10 protein-coding genes and 1 pseudogene are annotated in these 16,616 nt (G+C 55.8%); 2 read left to right on the forward strand and 9 right to left on the reverse strand.

From position 1 onward, the window contains the following. The first annotated feature begins 40 nt into the window (after window positions 1-40). Entirely contained in the window at window positions 41-313 is a 273-nt protein-coding gene (locus AO356_RS07660) for a hypothetical protein (protein ID WP_060739249.1), read from the forward strand. Between the two features lie 556 nt (window positions 314-869). Here the strand turns inward: AO356_RS07660 and AO356_RS07665 are convergent. Then, a complete protein-coding gene (locus tag AO356_RS07665; protein WP_060739250.1) occupies window positions 870-1,211 on the reverse strand; it encodes a DUF6124 family protein in 342 nt (113 codons plus the stop codon). Between the two features lie 438 nt (window positions 1,212-1,649). Between AO356_RS07665 and AO356_RS07670 the strand changes: the two genes are divergently transcribed. Then, on the forward strand, window positions 1,650-2,087 hold the full coding sequence (locus tag AO356_RS07670) for a hypothetical protein (protein ID WP_060739251.1): 438 nt from the start codon (window positions 1,650-1,652) through the stop codon (window positions 2,085-2,087). Between the two features lie 353 nt (window positions 2,088-2,440). Here the strand turns inward: AO356_RS07670 and AO356_RS07675 are convergent, their stop codons facing one another. The 8 genes and pseudogenes from AO356_RS07675 to AO356_RS07710 form a co-directional block, all read right to left on the reverse strand. After that, window positions 2,441-2,884 (reverse strand): hypothetical protein, encoded by a 444-nt coding sequence (locus AO356_RS07675; protein ID WP_060739252.1) that lies wholly within the window; start codon window positions 2,882-2,884, stop codon window positions 2,441-2,443. An 819-nt stretch (window positions 2,885-3,703) separates the two neighbouring features. After that, window positions 3,704-3,763: pseudogene (locus AO356_RS33340) on the reverse strand (hypothetical protein); the annotation flags it as partial. 378 nt (window positions 3,764-4,141) lie between these two features. Then, window positions 4,142-4,444, reverse strand: coding sequence for a DUF600 family protein (locus AO356_RS07685; protein ID WP_025211724.1), 303 nt, complete (start codon window positions 4,442-4,444; stop codon window positions 4,142-4,144). Between the two features lie 360 nt (window positions 4,445-4,804). Beyond that, window positions 4,805-5,209 (reverse strand): hypothetical protein, encoded by a 405-nt coding sequence (locus AO356_RS07690; protein ID WP_060739254.1) that lies wholly within the window; start codon window positions 5,207-5,209, stop codon window positions 4,805-4,807. Continuing rightward, window positions 5,206-12,864, reverse strand: coding sequence for a DUF637 domain-containing protein (locus AO356_RS07695; protein ID WP_060739255.1), 7,659 nt, complete (start codon window positions 12,862-12,864; stop codon window positions 5,206-5,208). Before AO356_RS07695 ends, AO356_RS07690 begins: the two co-directional genes overlap by 4 nt. A gap of 23 nt (window positions 12,865-12,887) precedes the next feature. Then, entirely contained in the window at window positions 12,888-14,594 is a 1,707-nt protein-coding gene (locus AO356_RS07700; RefSeq protein WP_060739256.1) for a ShlB/FhaC/HecB family hemolysin secretion/activation protein, read from the reverse strand. Between the two features lie 234 nt (window positions 14,595-14,828). After that, window positions 14,829-15,728 carry a proline iminopeptidase-family hydrolase gene (locus tag AO356_RS07705; protein ID WP_060739257.1) on the reverse strand — a complete coding sequence of 300 codons (900 nt, stop codon included), beginning with the start codon at window positions 15,726-15,728 and terminating at the stop codon, window positions 14,829-14,831. A gap of 90 nt (window positions 15,729-15,818) precedes the next feature. Further along, window positions 15,819-16,580: a LuxR family transcriptional regulator gene (locus AO356_RS07710; protein ID WP_060739258.1), complete on the reverse strand. Its 762-nt coding sequence runs from the start codon at window positions 16,578-16,580 to the stop codon at window positions 15,819-15,821. Between the last annotated feature and the right edge of the window lie 36 nt (window positions 16,581-16,616).

Genomic DNA, 16,616 nt, shown 5'->3' on the forward strand with positions numbered 1-16,616 from the left:
TTAACGAGGTAGCTCCTTTCAATTGAATGAGGTACTACCGATGAAACGATACATGCCCATCACCGGCATCGATTGCATCCCCGCCACCCTGCTCATCGACACCGAAGCCCCGCTCGACGTCCTCTTCGAAACCGCCGACTACCACATCCGCACCGTGACTCAACTGCTGGAAAACATCGCGTTCCGTTCGGAAATCAGCTCCGACACGCTGGTGCTCTCCGACCTTTGCAAAATGCTGACGATATCGCTGCGCGATGGGTGTGATGTGATGGATGTGATTGGGAGGCGGTTGCGGGCGCAGGCGGCTGAGTAAATGAAAACGGGCGACCTTTGGGGTCGCCCGTTTCACGATCCGTTAGAGACACTGCCACTGCTGTCATCGATGATGTGGTGAAGGACTGGAAGCGCTGGGGAGTCAATCTGCTAGGTTGCTCGGTAACCCAATGCCACCCATTTAAGCGGGGTAGCATTGGTTTTATTTGTGGCCATAACGTAGTCCATCTGCTGCGATGAGCTGTGGCGCAGTTCGTCAAGAACTGCGCCAAAATCTCCTCAAACAGCGCCAACACAACCATGCCTTCGCCACGACCGGAATCGATCACGGTTCCCAAGACCTCGGCACCCCGATCAAAAAAAGGGGACACTCTGCATCTCATAAAATAAATCTGTCCCCTTTCCCTTCCTGCATATCGCTTTCGGTTCAAGAGAGCGGGATTTTTCCACTCACAAAAGAGACACGTCTCACAGGTCGTGTCGAAAAAAACAACAAAAACGACGTCTCAGATCCCTCAGGAACAGACCACGGTTCAAAGAAGGGCTGTCACTTCTTCGTGGAAAAACGTGGCCTATCCCTTGTCAGTTTTCAGCTTCTATCTAGGGTCGACGACATCCAGTGCCCGGTTTGCCAATAGCTGACTCAGCTCGATCAACTGTTGCAGCCCTAATGCAACATGCCGTCGAGAATCCTCCAGGTCGAACGCCAAATCGCCAGCCATGGCATTGGCGGAAGCCAAGGTTTCGCTGAGATTTGCCAACAAGCTTTCAGCATCGACGCCCTCCACGACTGTGAACAACTGGTCCGGAGGCAGCTTCTTGTCGGGCTGGGCGGGCTTGGGGTTCAGATAGGAATCGATGACACGTTCGGCGTTGGCGTCGGCGGCGATGTCCAGATGCAGTGGTGGAACGGGTGGGTCTGGGATGAGTTTGTCCATATGGACCTCCTAACGTCAGTCGGATCCGCCACTGTTCGCGACTAAACGAAGTGGGGTGGCGGCTGTGCGCAGGTTAGTCGACCGGGACGTTAGGAAACCGGCGCACCCGAAAGTGCCCTGCGCACAGCTACCATAAAATCAGCGACAACACTGTAGCCTGACTTCAAGGAGAACCTTGCGCCTAACGAATACCGAGCGACTAAACCCGACCGCTGGATTGGCAGCGGTGGACAAAGACTAGGCACCGAAATCAGCAGGCGCAAGGGACTGGAATTTTCTAGGAAATGTCCTGCAAGTCAATGGGGAATATTCGCTCCGTCGATTCCTACGACAAGCCCGTTTGACCATTCCACAGCGAAACAAATTGCGTATAGTCCCGCCCGCCGCCCTTACGGCAATCAGTTTTGGCAGCCCACAATCTCTGAAGGAGCATGAGTTTTGTACAAGAAATTTACAGCGATCGTTTTGCTGCTATTGAGCGGCTGTTCACTGCATCCGCATACCAAGGACGAGCTGCTGAACACTGGAAAAACCGGCCCCGAATACTGTCTGACGCAAGAGCGGGCAGTGGTGGAAGAACGGGTACAAGGCTACCTGAACCACTGCTTTCACCCGCAAGTGACCGAACTCACGACCGGTGGGACACTCGTCAATACCATCCAATTGAAAGTCGACAGCAATGCCGAAAGAAGCGACATGGTGCTATGGGCGCCGACAATCTACGGCAGCCAGTTCTATATGAACGTGATCGTCTCGGAAAAGAACCCCGCCTGCAAAACCACCATGACTGCCGTGGCTTCAGGCTGGGCCTTCGAGCGAAATTTTCCGAAGATCCTGGAAAGCGCGAATGGAGGAGACCCGTGGTGCCCGCTGTAAACTCTTAGTACGCGAACCCGGGACACCCAAGGCACGACAGGAAGAAAAAGAAGCGGACAGCAAAATAAACCTGCCCATGGCGAGCGATCACAGTCCGGCTTTTGTGGCGAGGGGATTTAGCGAAACGTCGCACCGCCCCGCTGGGCTGCGCAGCAGCCCTAGAGCAGTAAACTCAAATCTTCCTGACACACCGAGTTTGATCGTTCCCACGCCCTGCGTGGGAATGCATCCCGTGACGCTCTGCGTCACCTCCCAGAAGCGGAACGCGGAGCGTCCCTGGCGACATTCCCACGCAGGAGCGTGGGAACGATCGAATAAATCCCCCTTTTCGAAATCCCCTCGCCACAATGAAGTTATTGGACCGCCTGCCTGGCTGATTCGGAAGGCGTCGTTGTGACAGCCGGCTCTATAACTTTCGCGGAACGCCCTGTCTCGACATCGCGAACTTCGTAATACCACCACTTCATCGAAGAAACGCCATAAAGCCCATAGGTACGGCCACCAACCAAATCCACGGTCATTTCAATTGGACGTGTGTATTCGGTTCCAATGGCGCGCTTAACGGAAAGTTTATGCCTTCCTGCACCGAGTCGATACTCGGTTTGACGGGCTAGCCAATATAACGATGTATCGTCATCGATTTTGTCTATAGACAAACTCTTGTCGAACTGCCGAATTGTCGCGACCTCGTCCCAGGGCCTCCCTTCTGCGCTTTTATGCTCGTAATGAATGCATCCGGTCAGCGTGAAGCAAAACAACATCACTGCGATAAAACGTAAAACGATATCGTGACGCATCAATGGGCCTCCAAGGCGCGCTTTTATTTCGATCCAGCAAAACAATGGGAAAAGTGTACAGATTTATTTTATAAACCGAGCAAAACCAACAAATCTGCCCCTCTGCGTTTCACAAAATAAATCTGAGAATCATCTGCCCCCTCCACCAAGCAGTTCTTTCGTTTTTCTATCCATAACAATTCTAAAGAAACTCTTTAATGCAACAACACACTTATTTGCTCCGACAAACCAACCGATATAAATCCCCGTTCACCGTCATCAAACTCACCCACCTTCTTAAAAAGCAGACCTTGCTTTTCAGATAGCAAATAATGAAAACTCAAATCTTCCTCTACATCCCCCGACCATCCCCTATCAAGAGCAACTCGAACATCAAACCCCTTAGGGAGCGCTGCCACATATGAACAACGCTCTGTCTCAAGCACACTAGCGACGGTTTCAATAGACAGCTTCGACAGGCGCAACGCACCAAAAAACTTAATTTTTCCTTCCGCCTCGACAATGTACTCTTGCGAGTTACTGCCACCAACAACCTCATACCCCCTAAACTTCAATGCCCCCCACAATTTTCGATGGCGGACAATCCGTGTATCTGGCTGCCATGCCGAACTACCTAAAAAAAACCACAGATCGTAATCAGGAAATTTTTTCTCAATTAGATCATACAAATAACTTAATACTGAGGATACGGAATCGCTTGACGCCCCGGCAGTCAAAAAGCTTGCCACCGAGAGCTCCCCGCCCCCTCGCTTCCCCGCACAGCGAATGTTAAACACCTCATTATTTACTAACAAATCAGGCGCACTCGTAACTTTAATATCAGTAGTCATAATGATTTCCGATTTCATCATTAAAGTGGGAGCCGCGATTTTGAGGATTCCCAACACCAAAGTCATGACCTCCCGCATCATCTCGGACTCTTACCGTTTTGGTACCACAGCAAAAAAGGGGACTAGCAAAAAAGGGGACAGATTTATTTTAGAACACCGAGCAAGCCAATAAACCCACCCCCTCTGACCTCATAAAATAAATCTGTCCCCTTTTCGCACAGATCCGCTGCATCTTGCTGAGCCGGAGTGTTTTTTTCCGCCATACGTAGAACCTGCAATATGTACATCTCCCGGCCCCTCTACAGCAGTAGAGTTTTGGTAGAGGAAAAAAGGGGGATTTATTTTAGAAACCGAGCAAGCCAATGAATCGACTCTCTCTGTACCTTATAAAATAAATCCCCTTTTCGCGACACTGTGCATTTGAACATCAGTAATTAAACTTCGTTTTCACCTCACCCTCACGTCGATAGGATATTGAAAAAGAAAGCCATTCTTCACCTCGCGCCTTGCCCTCTGCCTTCAATTCCTTTATCAACCTATATAGTTTGGAGCTATTAAAATCAGTATCAGCATCGGTTACTTCAACACCATCCTTCTCAACAGTCAGCACCGACTCCATGTACCCTTCACCCACCTCAACCTCATAACAGAAAGAGTCATAACCCAAAACTATTCCAGAATCAATTAAAGAAAATATTTCCTTCACAATTTCTAAATCTTTAGTAACCATTACTCACCTCTGGAATTTTACCAGCTTCATTTTCAAAGGAGACCGTTCGAGTTTTACCATCGATAGTATAGGTCAACTCCATAGTATCCGGCCTTATCGAATCTGAATTTTCACGCTTAAATTTTATAGTCGTAGACCCTATAGTTCTCGACGGATCACTCAACGCCTCACGCATTCTATTCTCATAATAAACTTTATATGCCGAACTGTTAAAGTTTCTATCTTGAGGAAACAAATTATAACCATGGAAAAGGGGACGGATTTATTTATCAAACCAAGCCAGTAAGTCCACATTCTCTGCGCATCACAAAATAAATCCGTCCCCTTTTCGCCTCTTCGCCTCTTGATTTCTTCGACACTTTACCCTTCTACACTCTCAACATAAATCCCGTATGCACTTTTCATATAATGACAATATTCATCTCCAGCGCGAATTAAAACACCCTGCTCCCACCAATGCCCCCCTTCAAGCATAGAGACGCCTGACTGCAGTAAACACTTAAATTTTTCATCAAGGCGGAACACCTCCGAAAAAAGATGTGCTAATTCATCAGCATTGGAGATCCTTGGATCGCTCAGCAATTCCTCTATTAACCCCCTCACCCGAATCTCATTTCTATATTCAGAATAGTCCCAATCATATCCCTCCTGACATTCCTCAATAAAAAACTGCCATTTATTAACCAAAGACATCAAGGTTTCATTACCAAAACCAAGTTTGGTCAAAACTGCTGAGCAAAGCTCAAAAATATTTTCATTTTTCACAACTGATCCTTGAAGTATTTTAGCCGTGCGGCGGCGTCGCCATCAGGTCTAAAGAAAGTATTTATCTTTCCATTTCGCATAACACCAAAATATCCAGTTGATGGTTCAAATCTAAGAACAGAGCCATCTGCTCGAATGCCCTGATGAATGCCGGCCCGGGTAGATGGAGCCCAAAAAGACCGCGCAGCACTGACATACGAATCATACGAAATAAACTCAGGCATATCGGCACCATCTGGCTTCACCACAGCTTTTCCGTTTTTGCCCAATATTACACCTTGCGAATGTTTGGCATAATGTTCAAATGCTTTTCGACTATTTGCGAAATCAGGCAATAGCTGAAGTGCATTAGCCCCCTCATTTTGGATTGCTCCTCCACCTACTGCCGCAGGAGGTACAACTCGTTCTGTTTCTTTTACGCCGATGCTAGTACTGCCCCTTCCCAGGGAGCCGATCTTTGGAATCCCAAGGCTCGCAGCATTCATGGCTCCAACGACGATATTGCCGATGCCATTCCATGTATCACCGTCGTAGACTTGGCCCGCGCCGTGGCCTGCCTGGAGTACACCATTGGCCGCAGCGGCGACCCGAATCGTAGTGCCGAGATTACCGGTGAGAAAATAGAGAGCTGGTGACCCCACGTCACTCATCGCCTGCATTTCGCGATTGATGCGCAGGTAACCTTGAGCATCGCGATACAACATTTCGCTGGAGCTCTGGTCTCTGGACCAAAAGATATTGGCAACCGACACACCATCCTGAGCTCTCAAGCCATCGGCGTAAGCAATTCGCTCCTGTGTAGTACCACCTGCAAACGGGTAATCCCGATAAGGAACCGGTCCGTTCTTAAGCAAGTTGTCGATGCTGGTCTGAGCTGCCTCGTTCCCATACTTGAGGCTTTGCTCATAGCCGTACACCTGAAGGTAGGCGGCCAACTCGGTTTTTTCTGAGGACGACAGTGACTTGGGATCGGTGTGAAAACGCTCCAACAGCCCATCGCTACGTTGGTCTGCGCCTTGGAGCACCATCATTTTTTTGGCGGCATCCAGGCTCTTGGTTTCCTCATACTCCTTGAGAGCTCTGTCTCGCTCTGCTTGGGAGTGATTGCCCAAGAAGTTGTAACGCGTGCCATTTTCAGCCACTTGCGCCGCAACTTCGAGATCCCCATTCGAGGCTGCGGCGCCAAGTACGCCGACGACCTTCGAAAGTGCGACCAGATTCTCTTGAGCCCGAACGTATTCAGCTGTACCAGGTTCCAGATGCGAGGGCAGTAGCGTATCCCCCAGCAAGCCGATCAGAACCTCGTTTGCCCCGCCCGCTATTGCCCCTGTACGGAAGTCTCCTCCCATGACTTCAGCCATCAATCCGCCCAAGGCCGAATGAAGGAGAATTTTCTCCAGGCCACCTTCGGTTAGCGGTAGGTCACCTATTTTTCCTGCGCCGTATGCGCCCCCAATGCTTGCCGCCGTTCCGACCAATGAAGTTGCAAAATTATCTTTGAAGCTGCCCCCGTACACGGCTGTTTTAATCGCAGCATCCGCGGCCACTTTCGTAGCCACCGTCCTCACGCTCTCGGCGTTGAACCCAACCGTGCTAGCGTCATAACCAAGCCCTTGTGTAACCCCGGCCGTAGCCATCGAGACGGCATACCCTTTCAGGCTGTCCTTGGAAGTAACGTCCTTGGCAATCGCGCCGAGATTGCCCCGGTTATCGATGGTGCTGACCGTCGCCTTGGTCGCGACACTGATGGCTCCAGCCTGAAGCATGGTATTCATGCCAGCCATCATCGGCCCCATCACGGCCGCGAGGGCAATGGCAATGATCAACTGCGAAGCCGGCCCCAAGCCCGACGTGTTGTATTTGAAGGACTCGTGGATTTCCTTCACTTGCCGCCAGTCGACGTCACCGCGCCGCTCGGCTTCCTTGATCCAAGCCAGTTGCGGATCGGCTTTTACCATCGCGTCGATGGTCTGGCTAACCGTTTGCTGATCGACGTGCTTGATATCGATCTTCAGGCCTTCGACTGCCTTGATGGTGATATTGCCCGCCGCCACCATCTGCGTCTGACGCAAGGTTTCATCGGTATTACCCTTGCCCTTGGCGGAGTTCCAGAACGCATTGTTATTGGTCTTGGTATGGCTTTCGTCGTGCAGATCCTTTACGCCTTCGAAGACGATGGCGCCGCCACTGTCCAGTATCAGATCCTTTCCACTTTGCAGCTTGGCGACTTGGTAGCGCTGGTCATCGCCACTCTTGAGCACCAGGTTGCCTCCCGTCTGGATCTGGCTGCCGACATGGGTGATTTGTGTCACCTCATCGCGCCGCATCTTCAAACTGCCCCAACCGCCCTTCTTTTTCATGTCATACAGCGAGTAATCACGATTCTGCTCAGCCAGCAGACTCAACTGCTTACCCGCCACCAAGTAGGCTTCATTACCCGCCGCAATCTTGCTCGCAACCATCAACAGATCATTGCGTGCACCAACCCTTACATCACCTCCAGCCGTGAGCGTGGTCGCCTGCTGCGAGACATGGTCTTCTTCCTTGTTGATCTTCTTGCCGCTGCGCTTGTAGCGGTATTCGCTGGAGTCCTGGTTAGCCGCCGAGATCAGGGCGACATCGTTGCCGCTCAGGTTGATGTCGCCTTTGGCCCCGAGATGGCTGGCGACCACGGTCAGGTTGTTGCCAGCAGTGGCATTCAGGTCGCCGCCTGCCTGCACTTCACTGGCATGCTGTACGGTCTGGCTCTGCTCCCAGAAGTGACGTTTGTCCTTACGCATCGAGCCGCTTTCTTCGCGGGCCGCGGAGATGACGATGTCTTTTCCTGCGCGCAAATCAACGTCATTGCCCGCCGTAATGGCGCCGCCCACGTTCAATAGATCGCCGGCTGCCTGAACGCTGACGTTGTTGCCGGCCTCGATGCGCGCCGCATTGTCGACCACCGAGGTTTTCGAACTGAAACCGTTGCCACTGTTCTCGATCGTGGTAATGGTCCGGTCATTGCGGATGTCACCGGTCAACGTCGACAGCTCGACATCCTTGCCCTTGAGGATGCCGCCTTGCATGTTGACCAGGTCTTTGCCGGCGACCAGCTTGAGCCGCTCGCCCGCCTCGGCCAGGCGCGTGTTGAGCAGATTGTTCCCTGCCGCCGCCGAGAGATTCTCGCTGGCACGCAGCGTCCCGGCGTTCTTCAGGTCGGTGCCCGCAATCAGAGTGAGGTTCTTGCCCTGGATCAGCGCACCATCGGCCGTCAGCCGGTTGTTGGCCTGTGCCAGGTAGAGCACCGGCACCAAGACATGTTGACCATTGACGACCTGATCTTCCATCCAGACGATATCGTGGGTCAGTGCGGCGACTTGCTGCGAAGTCAGGGTCACGCCAACGGCCAGGTCCAGAACATCCTTGCTGGCGATGGCGTTGTTCATCAGGTACTTGAACATGCCTTCATCGCTGCTCTGTCCGGCAATGAAACGCTGCCCAGTGCGGGCCAGCACCGCTTGCTGAATCAGGCGTTGCTCGTACAAGCCATCGCCCAGGCGCTTCCAGCTGGTGTCGGGGTCATAACCCAGATTGCCCAACAGGTAGTCCGAGCTCATGAACTGCTTGAGGTCGGTCAGCGCAGGGTTGGTTTCAATCAGATATTTGGGGCCGGTGATAACCCGGCTTGCATCCGAGCCCTGCACAGTGGCCCGGCTCTGGTCGTGGCTGTCTTGCGCTGCGGCCGCGCTGTCGACGACACGGAACAAGCCATTTTCGCCCGTCGGCAGGGTGAACCCGGGCATGGTGGTCGGGTTGACTTGTTGTTGGGCCAGATCAGGCGGCAGCTGCGGGTTGAGCACCACAACCGCTGGCTGTGCGGCGTTGGCAACCTCGGTTGCCGCTGATTTTGCCGTACCCGCCAGGGGTGCCTGGAACTGCACGACACTGCTGTTCGCCAACTGCTGCGTAGCCTGGATGCTGATGTTGCCGCCCGACTGAACAACCGCCGGTGCCAGCGACTCCCCTGGCGTCACGATCGTGATATCACCGACCTGACGGAAGCTGTTGAGCGCGTCGACGGGGACTTGTTTCGGGTTGCCCTGGGCGTTGTAGGGGACGATGAACCTGCCCCGGAAACGCTCGTCGGTTCCGTCGGTGACCCTGCCGGTGTTCCAGGTCCGCGTTCTGACGCTGGTGCCGGAAGCGGCGCCAATGTTGGCAAAATTGTCTGCCGTGATCTGCAGGTCGGCAGCCGAGGCCATCACGCTGTATTGGTTGGTCACCGCAGAGCCATCAACGGTCAGCTTCGCCCCACTCATCAGGGTGGCACTGGCCGAGTCTTCAAGCACTACGCTCTGGTACGTTTCATTGGCTATGTAGTCGACGTTGTGATAATCGCCGCCGCAGTCATAGCATTTGACACTGATGGAGCCTGACACCAGCTCATCGGTGGTGGTAAAGACGTCCTTGCGATTGATCAGGGTGTCGCTGCGCAGCGACATGTCCTTTGCCGACTCCAGGGTGCCGGAGATGTTCTCCAGCAGCACGCTGCGAGCGACGCCATCTCGTGCCGCGACATTAAGTGCCCCCAGGCTGTAGACGTCCGCGCGATAGTTGGTGAAGCGGTTGAAACGCAGGGCCATGTCCGCGCCGCTGAAGATCAGGCCGCGATCGTTACGGGCCTCGTTGGCAACCAGTTCGACGGTGTCGGCGCCACCCAGCGTGCCTGTATTGACCAGGCTCGTGGCGGCGAGGGAGAACTTGCCGCCGCCGGTGATCCGTCCGGCATTGTTCAATGCACCGAGACTGGTGACGGTGGTAGCGCCACCGCCAGCCAGGCGCGAACCGCTGGATAGGTCGAGGCTGGCGGCGCTCAAATCGAATTTATTGACACCACTGACACGGCTGTTTTCGGTACCGACATAAGCGCCGGTCAGTTGCAGATCCAAATCAGCGTCGCTGCTGATGGTACCCGCGTTGTTCCAGGTACCGCCCGTGGCCAGCAAGCTTTGCACCGCGATCAACTTGCCGGTGCTGGTCTGATTGAGCTGGCCCACCTTCAGGTTCAGGACATTGGCTTGGATATCCGAGCTGTTGTCCCAACGCGCTGCGTCGACAGCCAGGGTGCCCGAGGTCATCAGGCTACCGCCGATGTTGCTGAACCTGGCGAGGTCCACAGCTAAAGTGCCGGTGCCCACATGACGAACGTTGCCGCCAGCATTCTTGAATGCTGCCATCTGCAAGGACAGGTCCTGGGTGGCCGCTTCAATGACGCCGCTCTGGTTGTCCAGCAGTTGCTCAACCGTGAGGGTCGCGGCACCCAACTTGCCTACAGAGCGCAACTTGCCGCCCTGGTTGTCAATCGACGCGGCGCCGATCAGCAGGCCATTGGCGCCCTCCACCAAGCCGTCCTGGTTGGTCAGTGCGCCGGTAAGACCGAAATCGATAGTGTCCGCCGCAATCCGTCCGCCGCTGTTATCCAAGTCATGGGCACGTACCGTCAGAGCCTGTTTGGCAAGCACTGCGCCGCTGCGGTTTTCGAGTGTGGCAGTAGTGATTTCAGCGGTCCCGGACAAGGCCGACACCTGCCCGCCATTGTTGAGCACTGCTTGCTCTGCACCGACTTTGACGGACTGCGCCTGGATCAATCCGGCATCGCCGCCTAAGGTGAGCGACTTGCCGTTGTTCAGGACCTTGTCGAGGGTGGTTTTCAGCCAGCCATCGACACTTGCCAAGACCCCACCACGGTTATCGAGGCTGCTCGCCTCGACATCCACATTCCCGGCCTGGGTGATGACACTGCCATCCTGGTTGACGAGATCGCCAGTGATATCGACTATCAGGTCTCCCTGGCTGAGCAGACTGCCATTGGCGTTATCGACAGCACCACCGCCGATCGTCAGTCCCTGCTCGGTGCTGATAATCGCCTTGCCGGTATTGAACAGCTGTTGGTGAGCCGTCAGGCTCATGGCCTTGACCGAGGCGATATAGCCATCGTCGCTGTTGCGGATGCTGTCTGCGGTCAGGGTCAATTGCCCCTGGCTAACCAACTTGCCGTTCTGTTGATTGAAGCTTTTCAGGGTCGCAACGAGATCACCCTGGCTGGTGATTTGACCTCCACTATTTTCAGCATTGCCGCCCCCAAGGGTTAGTGCAGCGTCGGACGCAATTTTGCCGCCGCTGTTATCCAAGGTTTTCGCTTCGAGCTTCAGGAGGTTGTTACTGCTGATGACGCCTGCGCTGTTTTTTAGCGTCCCGGCGACCAGGGTCTGCTCGCCGTCGCTGGCAATGATCCCTTTATCACGGTTATCCAACGTTCCAGTGGCCAGCGCTTGAATTTTGCCTTGGCTAACCAGCGTGCCGGCACGGTTGTCGATGGCCTTGCTGTCGAGCGTCAGGGTCTTGCCGGCGGAAAAAGTGCCGCCGCGATTGTCGAGGGTCTGCGTGGTCGCGGCTTTCAGGTCATGACTGGCGATGACGCTCTGCCCGCGGTTGTCGATATTCGCCGCAGTCAGCACCACGTCGCCAATCTGGTTGCGGGTGTTATCGACGTTGACACCCGCTTCGATGATGCCAAGGTTGTTGAGCTGGCCGTCAGTGGTCAGCGTTACATTCTCGCGCGCGGCGATGGCTTGTCGGTTGCTGAGGGTGCCCTGGGTCGTCGCCTGGACACGGCTACCGGCATAGATCGTCCCTTGGGCGTCCAGGCTCTGAGCCTTGATCTCGACGGCGCCTGCCGCCGTGGTCTGCGCCAAACTCAAATGCCCATTGGCATCCAGCTGAATATCCCCCCCACTGGCGACCATCTTGCCGTCCAGCTTCACCCCGACTCCGGCCTCGGTACCCACCAGCTTGATCGCCCCGGCGTACATACCACCCAAGGCCGAGGAATCGATGGCCAATTCGGGTTTGGCACTGCCGTCGTCGGCCCGGGCAGTGGCATTCAGGGTGCCTGCGTTGACGTCATTGCGCCCGGCCACGATGGTCAGGTTTTTTGCCTGAATCTCAGCGTTGATCCTGGCGCTGCGAGTGATGATTTCGAAGCGGTCGACGTTGTTCGCGTTCAGGCCTGCGCCTTCGATGGCGACGCTGCCCTGGTCCACCTGATAGCGACCCACTTGGCCGTTTTCGATGATCGGCTTGCCCGTGGTCAGGGTCGCCTTTGGGGTATTGATGAAACCGCAGCCATTACAGCTGATGCCGTAGGGGTTGGCGACGATGACGTGGGCCGACTGCCCTGCCACTTCGGTGTAGCCGCGCAATTGGCTGGGGTTGCCGCCGTTGACTTCGTTGAGGATGGTGGTGGCGGCCGTGCCCTGGAGGTTCGGGTTGCCGAGGATGATCCCGCCCAGTTGCGTGGCCTGGGCCGGGTTGGTGGCGTTGTTGAGGATCACGCCGTTGCTGCCGACGTTGTAGTCCTTGAACTGGTTGTGAGACAGCCCGCTGCCGTTGGGCTTGGCGATGTTGACCACCGGCACGCCGTTGCCGGCCTGGCCGAGGCTGGTGCCCGGGGCGCTGACCACGATGCCGTCGGCCTGGGCCCACATCGGTTGCCAGAACATGACGTTGGCCAGCAGGAACGCCAGGCCACGCTTGGGCATGCCCCAGAAGGCGTCGCGGGTTTTCAGGGCAGCAGAAGGCTGGCGGGCCAGGAAGGCGTGTTGGCGGTCGTCCATGATCAGGTCTCGTTACAGCAGCGTTAAATAGATACATCCAAGCGGAAGTAGATCGGCGCTTCGCGCTCGGTCAGGGCATCCGGACGTTCCAGGGAATGGGCGAAGGTGACGCTGGCGTTCAGGTGCTCACCGCGGGCGAACAGCTCCAGCGAGTTGCTCGACATGCGCCCGTGCTCGCTACCGTTGTAGCGATTACCGCGAATCACGCCCTGGTCATAGCCGAGGCTGGTGCCATATTCGGCAAACACCGGGCGCAGCCACTCCATGGTCACCGGGCGGCTCCAGCGCAGGTCGTTGCGCCAGTAGCCGCCGCTGTCCCCGGACAGCGTCTGGTCCTTGTAGCCGCGAACCGACGACAGGCCACCCAGGCTCATACGCTGGGGGCTGAACAGCACGTCCTCGCTGCGCTGGCCGGTCATCAGGCTGCTGAAGCTGAAGGACTCGCCCCCCAGCATGAAAGGCTGCAAATAGCTGAGGGTGGCGGTGTACTTGCGATAACGCGCATCCGGCAGCCCAGGCCCCGGCTCATGATCGCCCTGGGCATCGAGGGCGCCGATACCTTGTTGCAGGCCCAGGTCGAGGTTGACGAAGGCATTGCCGATCCGCCGGCCATGGTTGATGCCGAACTGCGCCTCGCTGATGCGGTTGCTGCTTTCGGCAAGCTTGCTGTCTTCGATGAAGTTGTTGGTGCGCAGGTACGAAAGGCCGGTGTTGAGTGAAGTCTTGCTCACGGCATCGCGATGGACCACTCGCTCCAGGCGCACCTGATGGTTCTGGCTGTCGCCACTCTGCTTGAAATTGAAGCCGTTGGCCTGGCCCAACGCCCGGTACTCGCTCTCGCTGTAGGTGTAGCTCAGGTTCCACCAGCCAAACGGCAGGTTGTAATAGAGCATGCCATTGCGTGAGGTTTTCTGATGGTCGCTGACGGCATCGTGGCCGCCGCGCAAGGCCAGTTGGTCAGCCAGGCCCAATGGGCTGTCCCAATCCAGGGAAGCGCCCCATTGCTGCTCGCCGGTGCTTTTCTGCCCATCGTTATGCCGTGACAGGCCGGCGCGCCAGGGTTTCTGCGGGGTGTTGTTGACCCGCACTTCGCTGCCACCGATGTTTTGCCCGGGGGTCAGCTCCATTTGCGCACGGTTGGACGGCAAACGGTTCAGTTGATCGACCATCTGCTCCATCTCCCGCAGGTTGAGCAGATCGCCGGTTTTGCCGGGAAACGCCATCGCCAACTCACGATCCGACAGCTGGCTGTTCTCGGCACCTTTCAGACCTTCCAGGCGGCCCTCGACGACCAGCACTTGCAGGTGACCACTGGACAGGTCCTGTTGCGGCAAATAGGCGCGACTGGTGACCAGGCCCTTCTCCAGGTAGTGGTCGGTAATGACCTTGAGCAACTGGTTAAGCTGCGGCACGCCCAGGCACTGGTTGAGGAAAGGTTTGAGCAGGCGTTGGCGCTCGCCCTCGGACAACGCATCGGCGCCCTTGAGCTCGATGGTCTTGATCGGGAAGCAACGGGTATCGGCAGGTGCGGTGGGCTGGGCCGGCTTCGCGTCCTTGCCGGGCAGGTCCTTGAGTTCTTCCAGGCGCCGACGCTGCTCTTCGAGCAGACGGTCCTGGCGCTCACGAATCAGGTCCGTGTCACCGGGGGTTGGCGCAGCATAAGCAAGTGTTAGCGGAGACAGGCACAGCAAAGCCAGGCACGACCTCGCCCACAGGGCGGGTGAGAACATGTTCGATCCCTCGATACAGAAATGACAGCAAGCTCGTGAGCGGACGAAGAGCCGAATGCCGGCTTACCCCCATGAAACACCCACGTTGCTGATGCGCAAAACCACGCGCACACCAGACCCTGCATATCGCTTTCGGTTCAAGAGAGCGGGAATTTTCCATTCAAAAAAGAGACGCGTCTCACAGGACGCGTCGAAAAACACAACACAAAACGACAGCTCGGATTGCGCAGACGCCTACAGACACTCATCCAGGAAACTCACCACGGTTCCCATGCAAGCCATCCGCTCCTCGATATGGGGCATATGGCTGGAGTGTTCGAACAACGCCCAGCGAATGTCGGGAACATGATCCACATAGGGTTTGACCACCAACGGCGTCGCTTCATCGTATCGGCCTGAAATCAGCAGGGTCGGCACGCTGATCCGAGGCAAGCGATCGGTGATGGACCAGTCCTTCATGCTGCCGATCACATGGAATTCGGTGGGGCCATTCATGGCGTGGTAAACGGTAGGATCGGCATCGATCTGGGCAAAGGTACGGGCGACTTCATCGGGCCAGGGCGTGACACGGCAGACATGACGGTCGTAGAAAACCCGAGCGGCCTCAAAATACTCGGTAGACGTCAAGGTTCCAGCCCGCTCGTGCTTGAGCAGTGTTTGCTGCACCTCAATGGGTAGAAGCTGGCGCAAGCGATTGACTTCCAGGAGCCACGTGGACATGTCCGCCGGGGAGTTGGCGATAATCAACGCGCGCAAGCCCGCGGGCTGGAGCACCGCATGTTCGCTGGCCAACATGCCGCCCCAGGATTGCCCCAACAGTGCGTAATTGTCGCGAATGCCCAGATGATCCAGCAGGTTCTCCAACTCATCGAGAAAGAGCGCCACGTTCCAGAACGAGGGGTCTTTTTCCGGAAGATGGGTGGAACGCCCATTGCCCAGTTGGTCGTAATGAATCACCGGATAGCCACTGTTGGCAACATCCTTGAAGGCATCGACATAATCGTGTGTACAGCCCGGGCCGCCATGCAGGATCAGCAGCGGCGTACGGCCACTGCTGAAGTCGCCAGTGATGCGATACCAGGTCTGATACGGACCAAAAGGCGCAAAGCCTTCGTGCGTTACGGGAAGATCCATTTCGTGCCGCTCCCTAGAAATACTGCGGAACACGATACCGGGGACTGGACGGCGGAATAACTAGAGAAACAGATAGGTTTTTACCCGATTTCAGCTATCGAGCAACCGATAGTGCACCGCCCTGACCACCGCCTGGACCCGATTCCTGGCGCCGAGCTTGTGCATTGCAGAAGTCAGGTGGAGGGTGATGGTGGCCAAGGAACGATTCAGTTGCCTGGCGATGTCCGCCGCCGTCAACCCTTCAGCGGCTAATCTCAAGCACTCACGCTCGCGTTTGGTCAGGCGAACCGGGCATGCGCGGGCTTCCTTGCCGAGCAGCGGAAAAGCCGCCTCTTGCAGGGCATGGGAAATCAGGCTGAAGTCGCCCAGCGTTTGCCGCACATCCTGCAGGGTGCTCCCCTTCGTATCGGTGCGCAGCCCGGTCAATGTCGCAAAGCCACCTTTGGGCAAATGCATCGGCACCGTCACGCCACAGGTCATGCGCGAATCCTGCAGGTAGCTCACGACCGGTGCATGACTCTGGCCGATGAACGGCTGCAGCACCGTGTCGGCCTCCGGTCGATAGGACCAGACAAAAGGAGATATGGCATTGATTGCCAGATGCTGGACGGGGTCGATCTGGTAATAACCTTCTTCACACCAGAGCGAGTGCCAATCACGGGGGGTATTGCGCAACTTCAGCACAGCCGGGGTAATCAGTGCCCCATCATGATCCAGCGGCACCGGACTGTAGTCGTACACCAAGGCATCAAAGCCTAGCGCCTGGACCATCCCCAGGGTGTTATCCATCTGTTCGTCCAGGCTCCTGCCAGACAAAAGACGGGTATTGAAGTCAGACAGCTTGGCCTGCATCCATTCAGCTCCCTTATTAATTTCAATCCTGAAATC

It is taken from the genome of Pseudomonas fluorescens, from assembly GCF_001307275.1.
Taxonomy (GTDB): Bacteria; Pseudomonadota; Gammaproteobacteria; order Pseudomonadales; family Pseudomonadaceae; genus Aquipseudomonas; species Aquipseudomonas fluorescens_AA.

Bases quoted from the DNA above. Each gene is read 5' to 3' on its own strand.
- AO356_RS07705 (WP_060739257.1), bottom strand. From the start codon at position 15,728: ATGGATCTTCCCGTAACGCACGAAGGCTTTGCGCCTTTTGGTCCGTAT.
- AO356_RS07710 (WP_060739258.1), bottom strand. From the start codon at position 16,580: ATGCAGGCCAAGCTGTCTGACTTCAATACCCGTCTTTTGTCTGGCAGG.
- AO356_RS07695 (WP_060739255.1), bottom strand. From the start codon at position 12,864: ATGGACGACCGCCAACACGCCTTCCTGGCCCGCCAGCCTTCTGCTGCC.
- AO356_RS07665 (WP_060739250.1), bottom strand. From the start codon at position 1,211: ATGGACAAACTCATCCCAGACCCACCCGTTCCACCACTGCATCTGGAC.
- AO356_RS07660 (WP_060739249.1), top strand. From the start codon at position 41: ATGAAACGATACATGCCCATCACCGGCATCGATTGCATCCCCGCCACC.
- AO356_RS07675 (WP_060739252.1), bottom strand. From the start codon at position 2,884: ATGCGTCACGATATCGTTTTACGTTTTATCGCAGTGATGTTGTTTTGC.
- AO356_RS07685 (WP_025211724.1), bottom strand. From the start codon at position 4,444: ATGGTTACTAAAGATTTAGAAATTGTGAAGGAAATATTTTCTTTAATT.
- AO356_RS07700 (WP_060739256.1), bottom strand. From the start codon at position 14,594: ATGTTCTCACCCGCCCTGTGGGCGAGGTCGTGCCTGGCTTTGCTGTGC.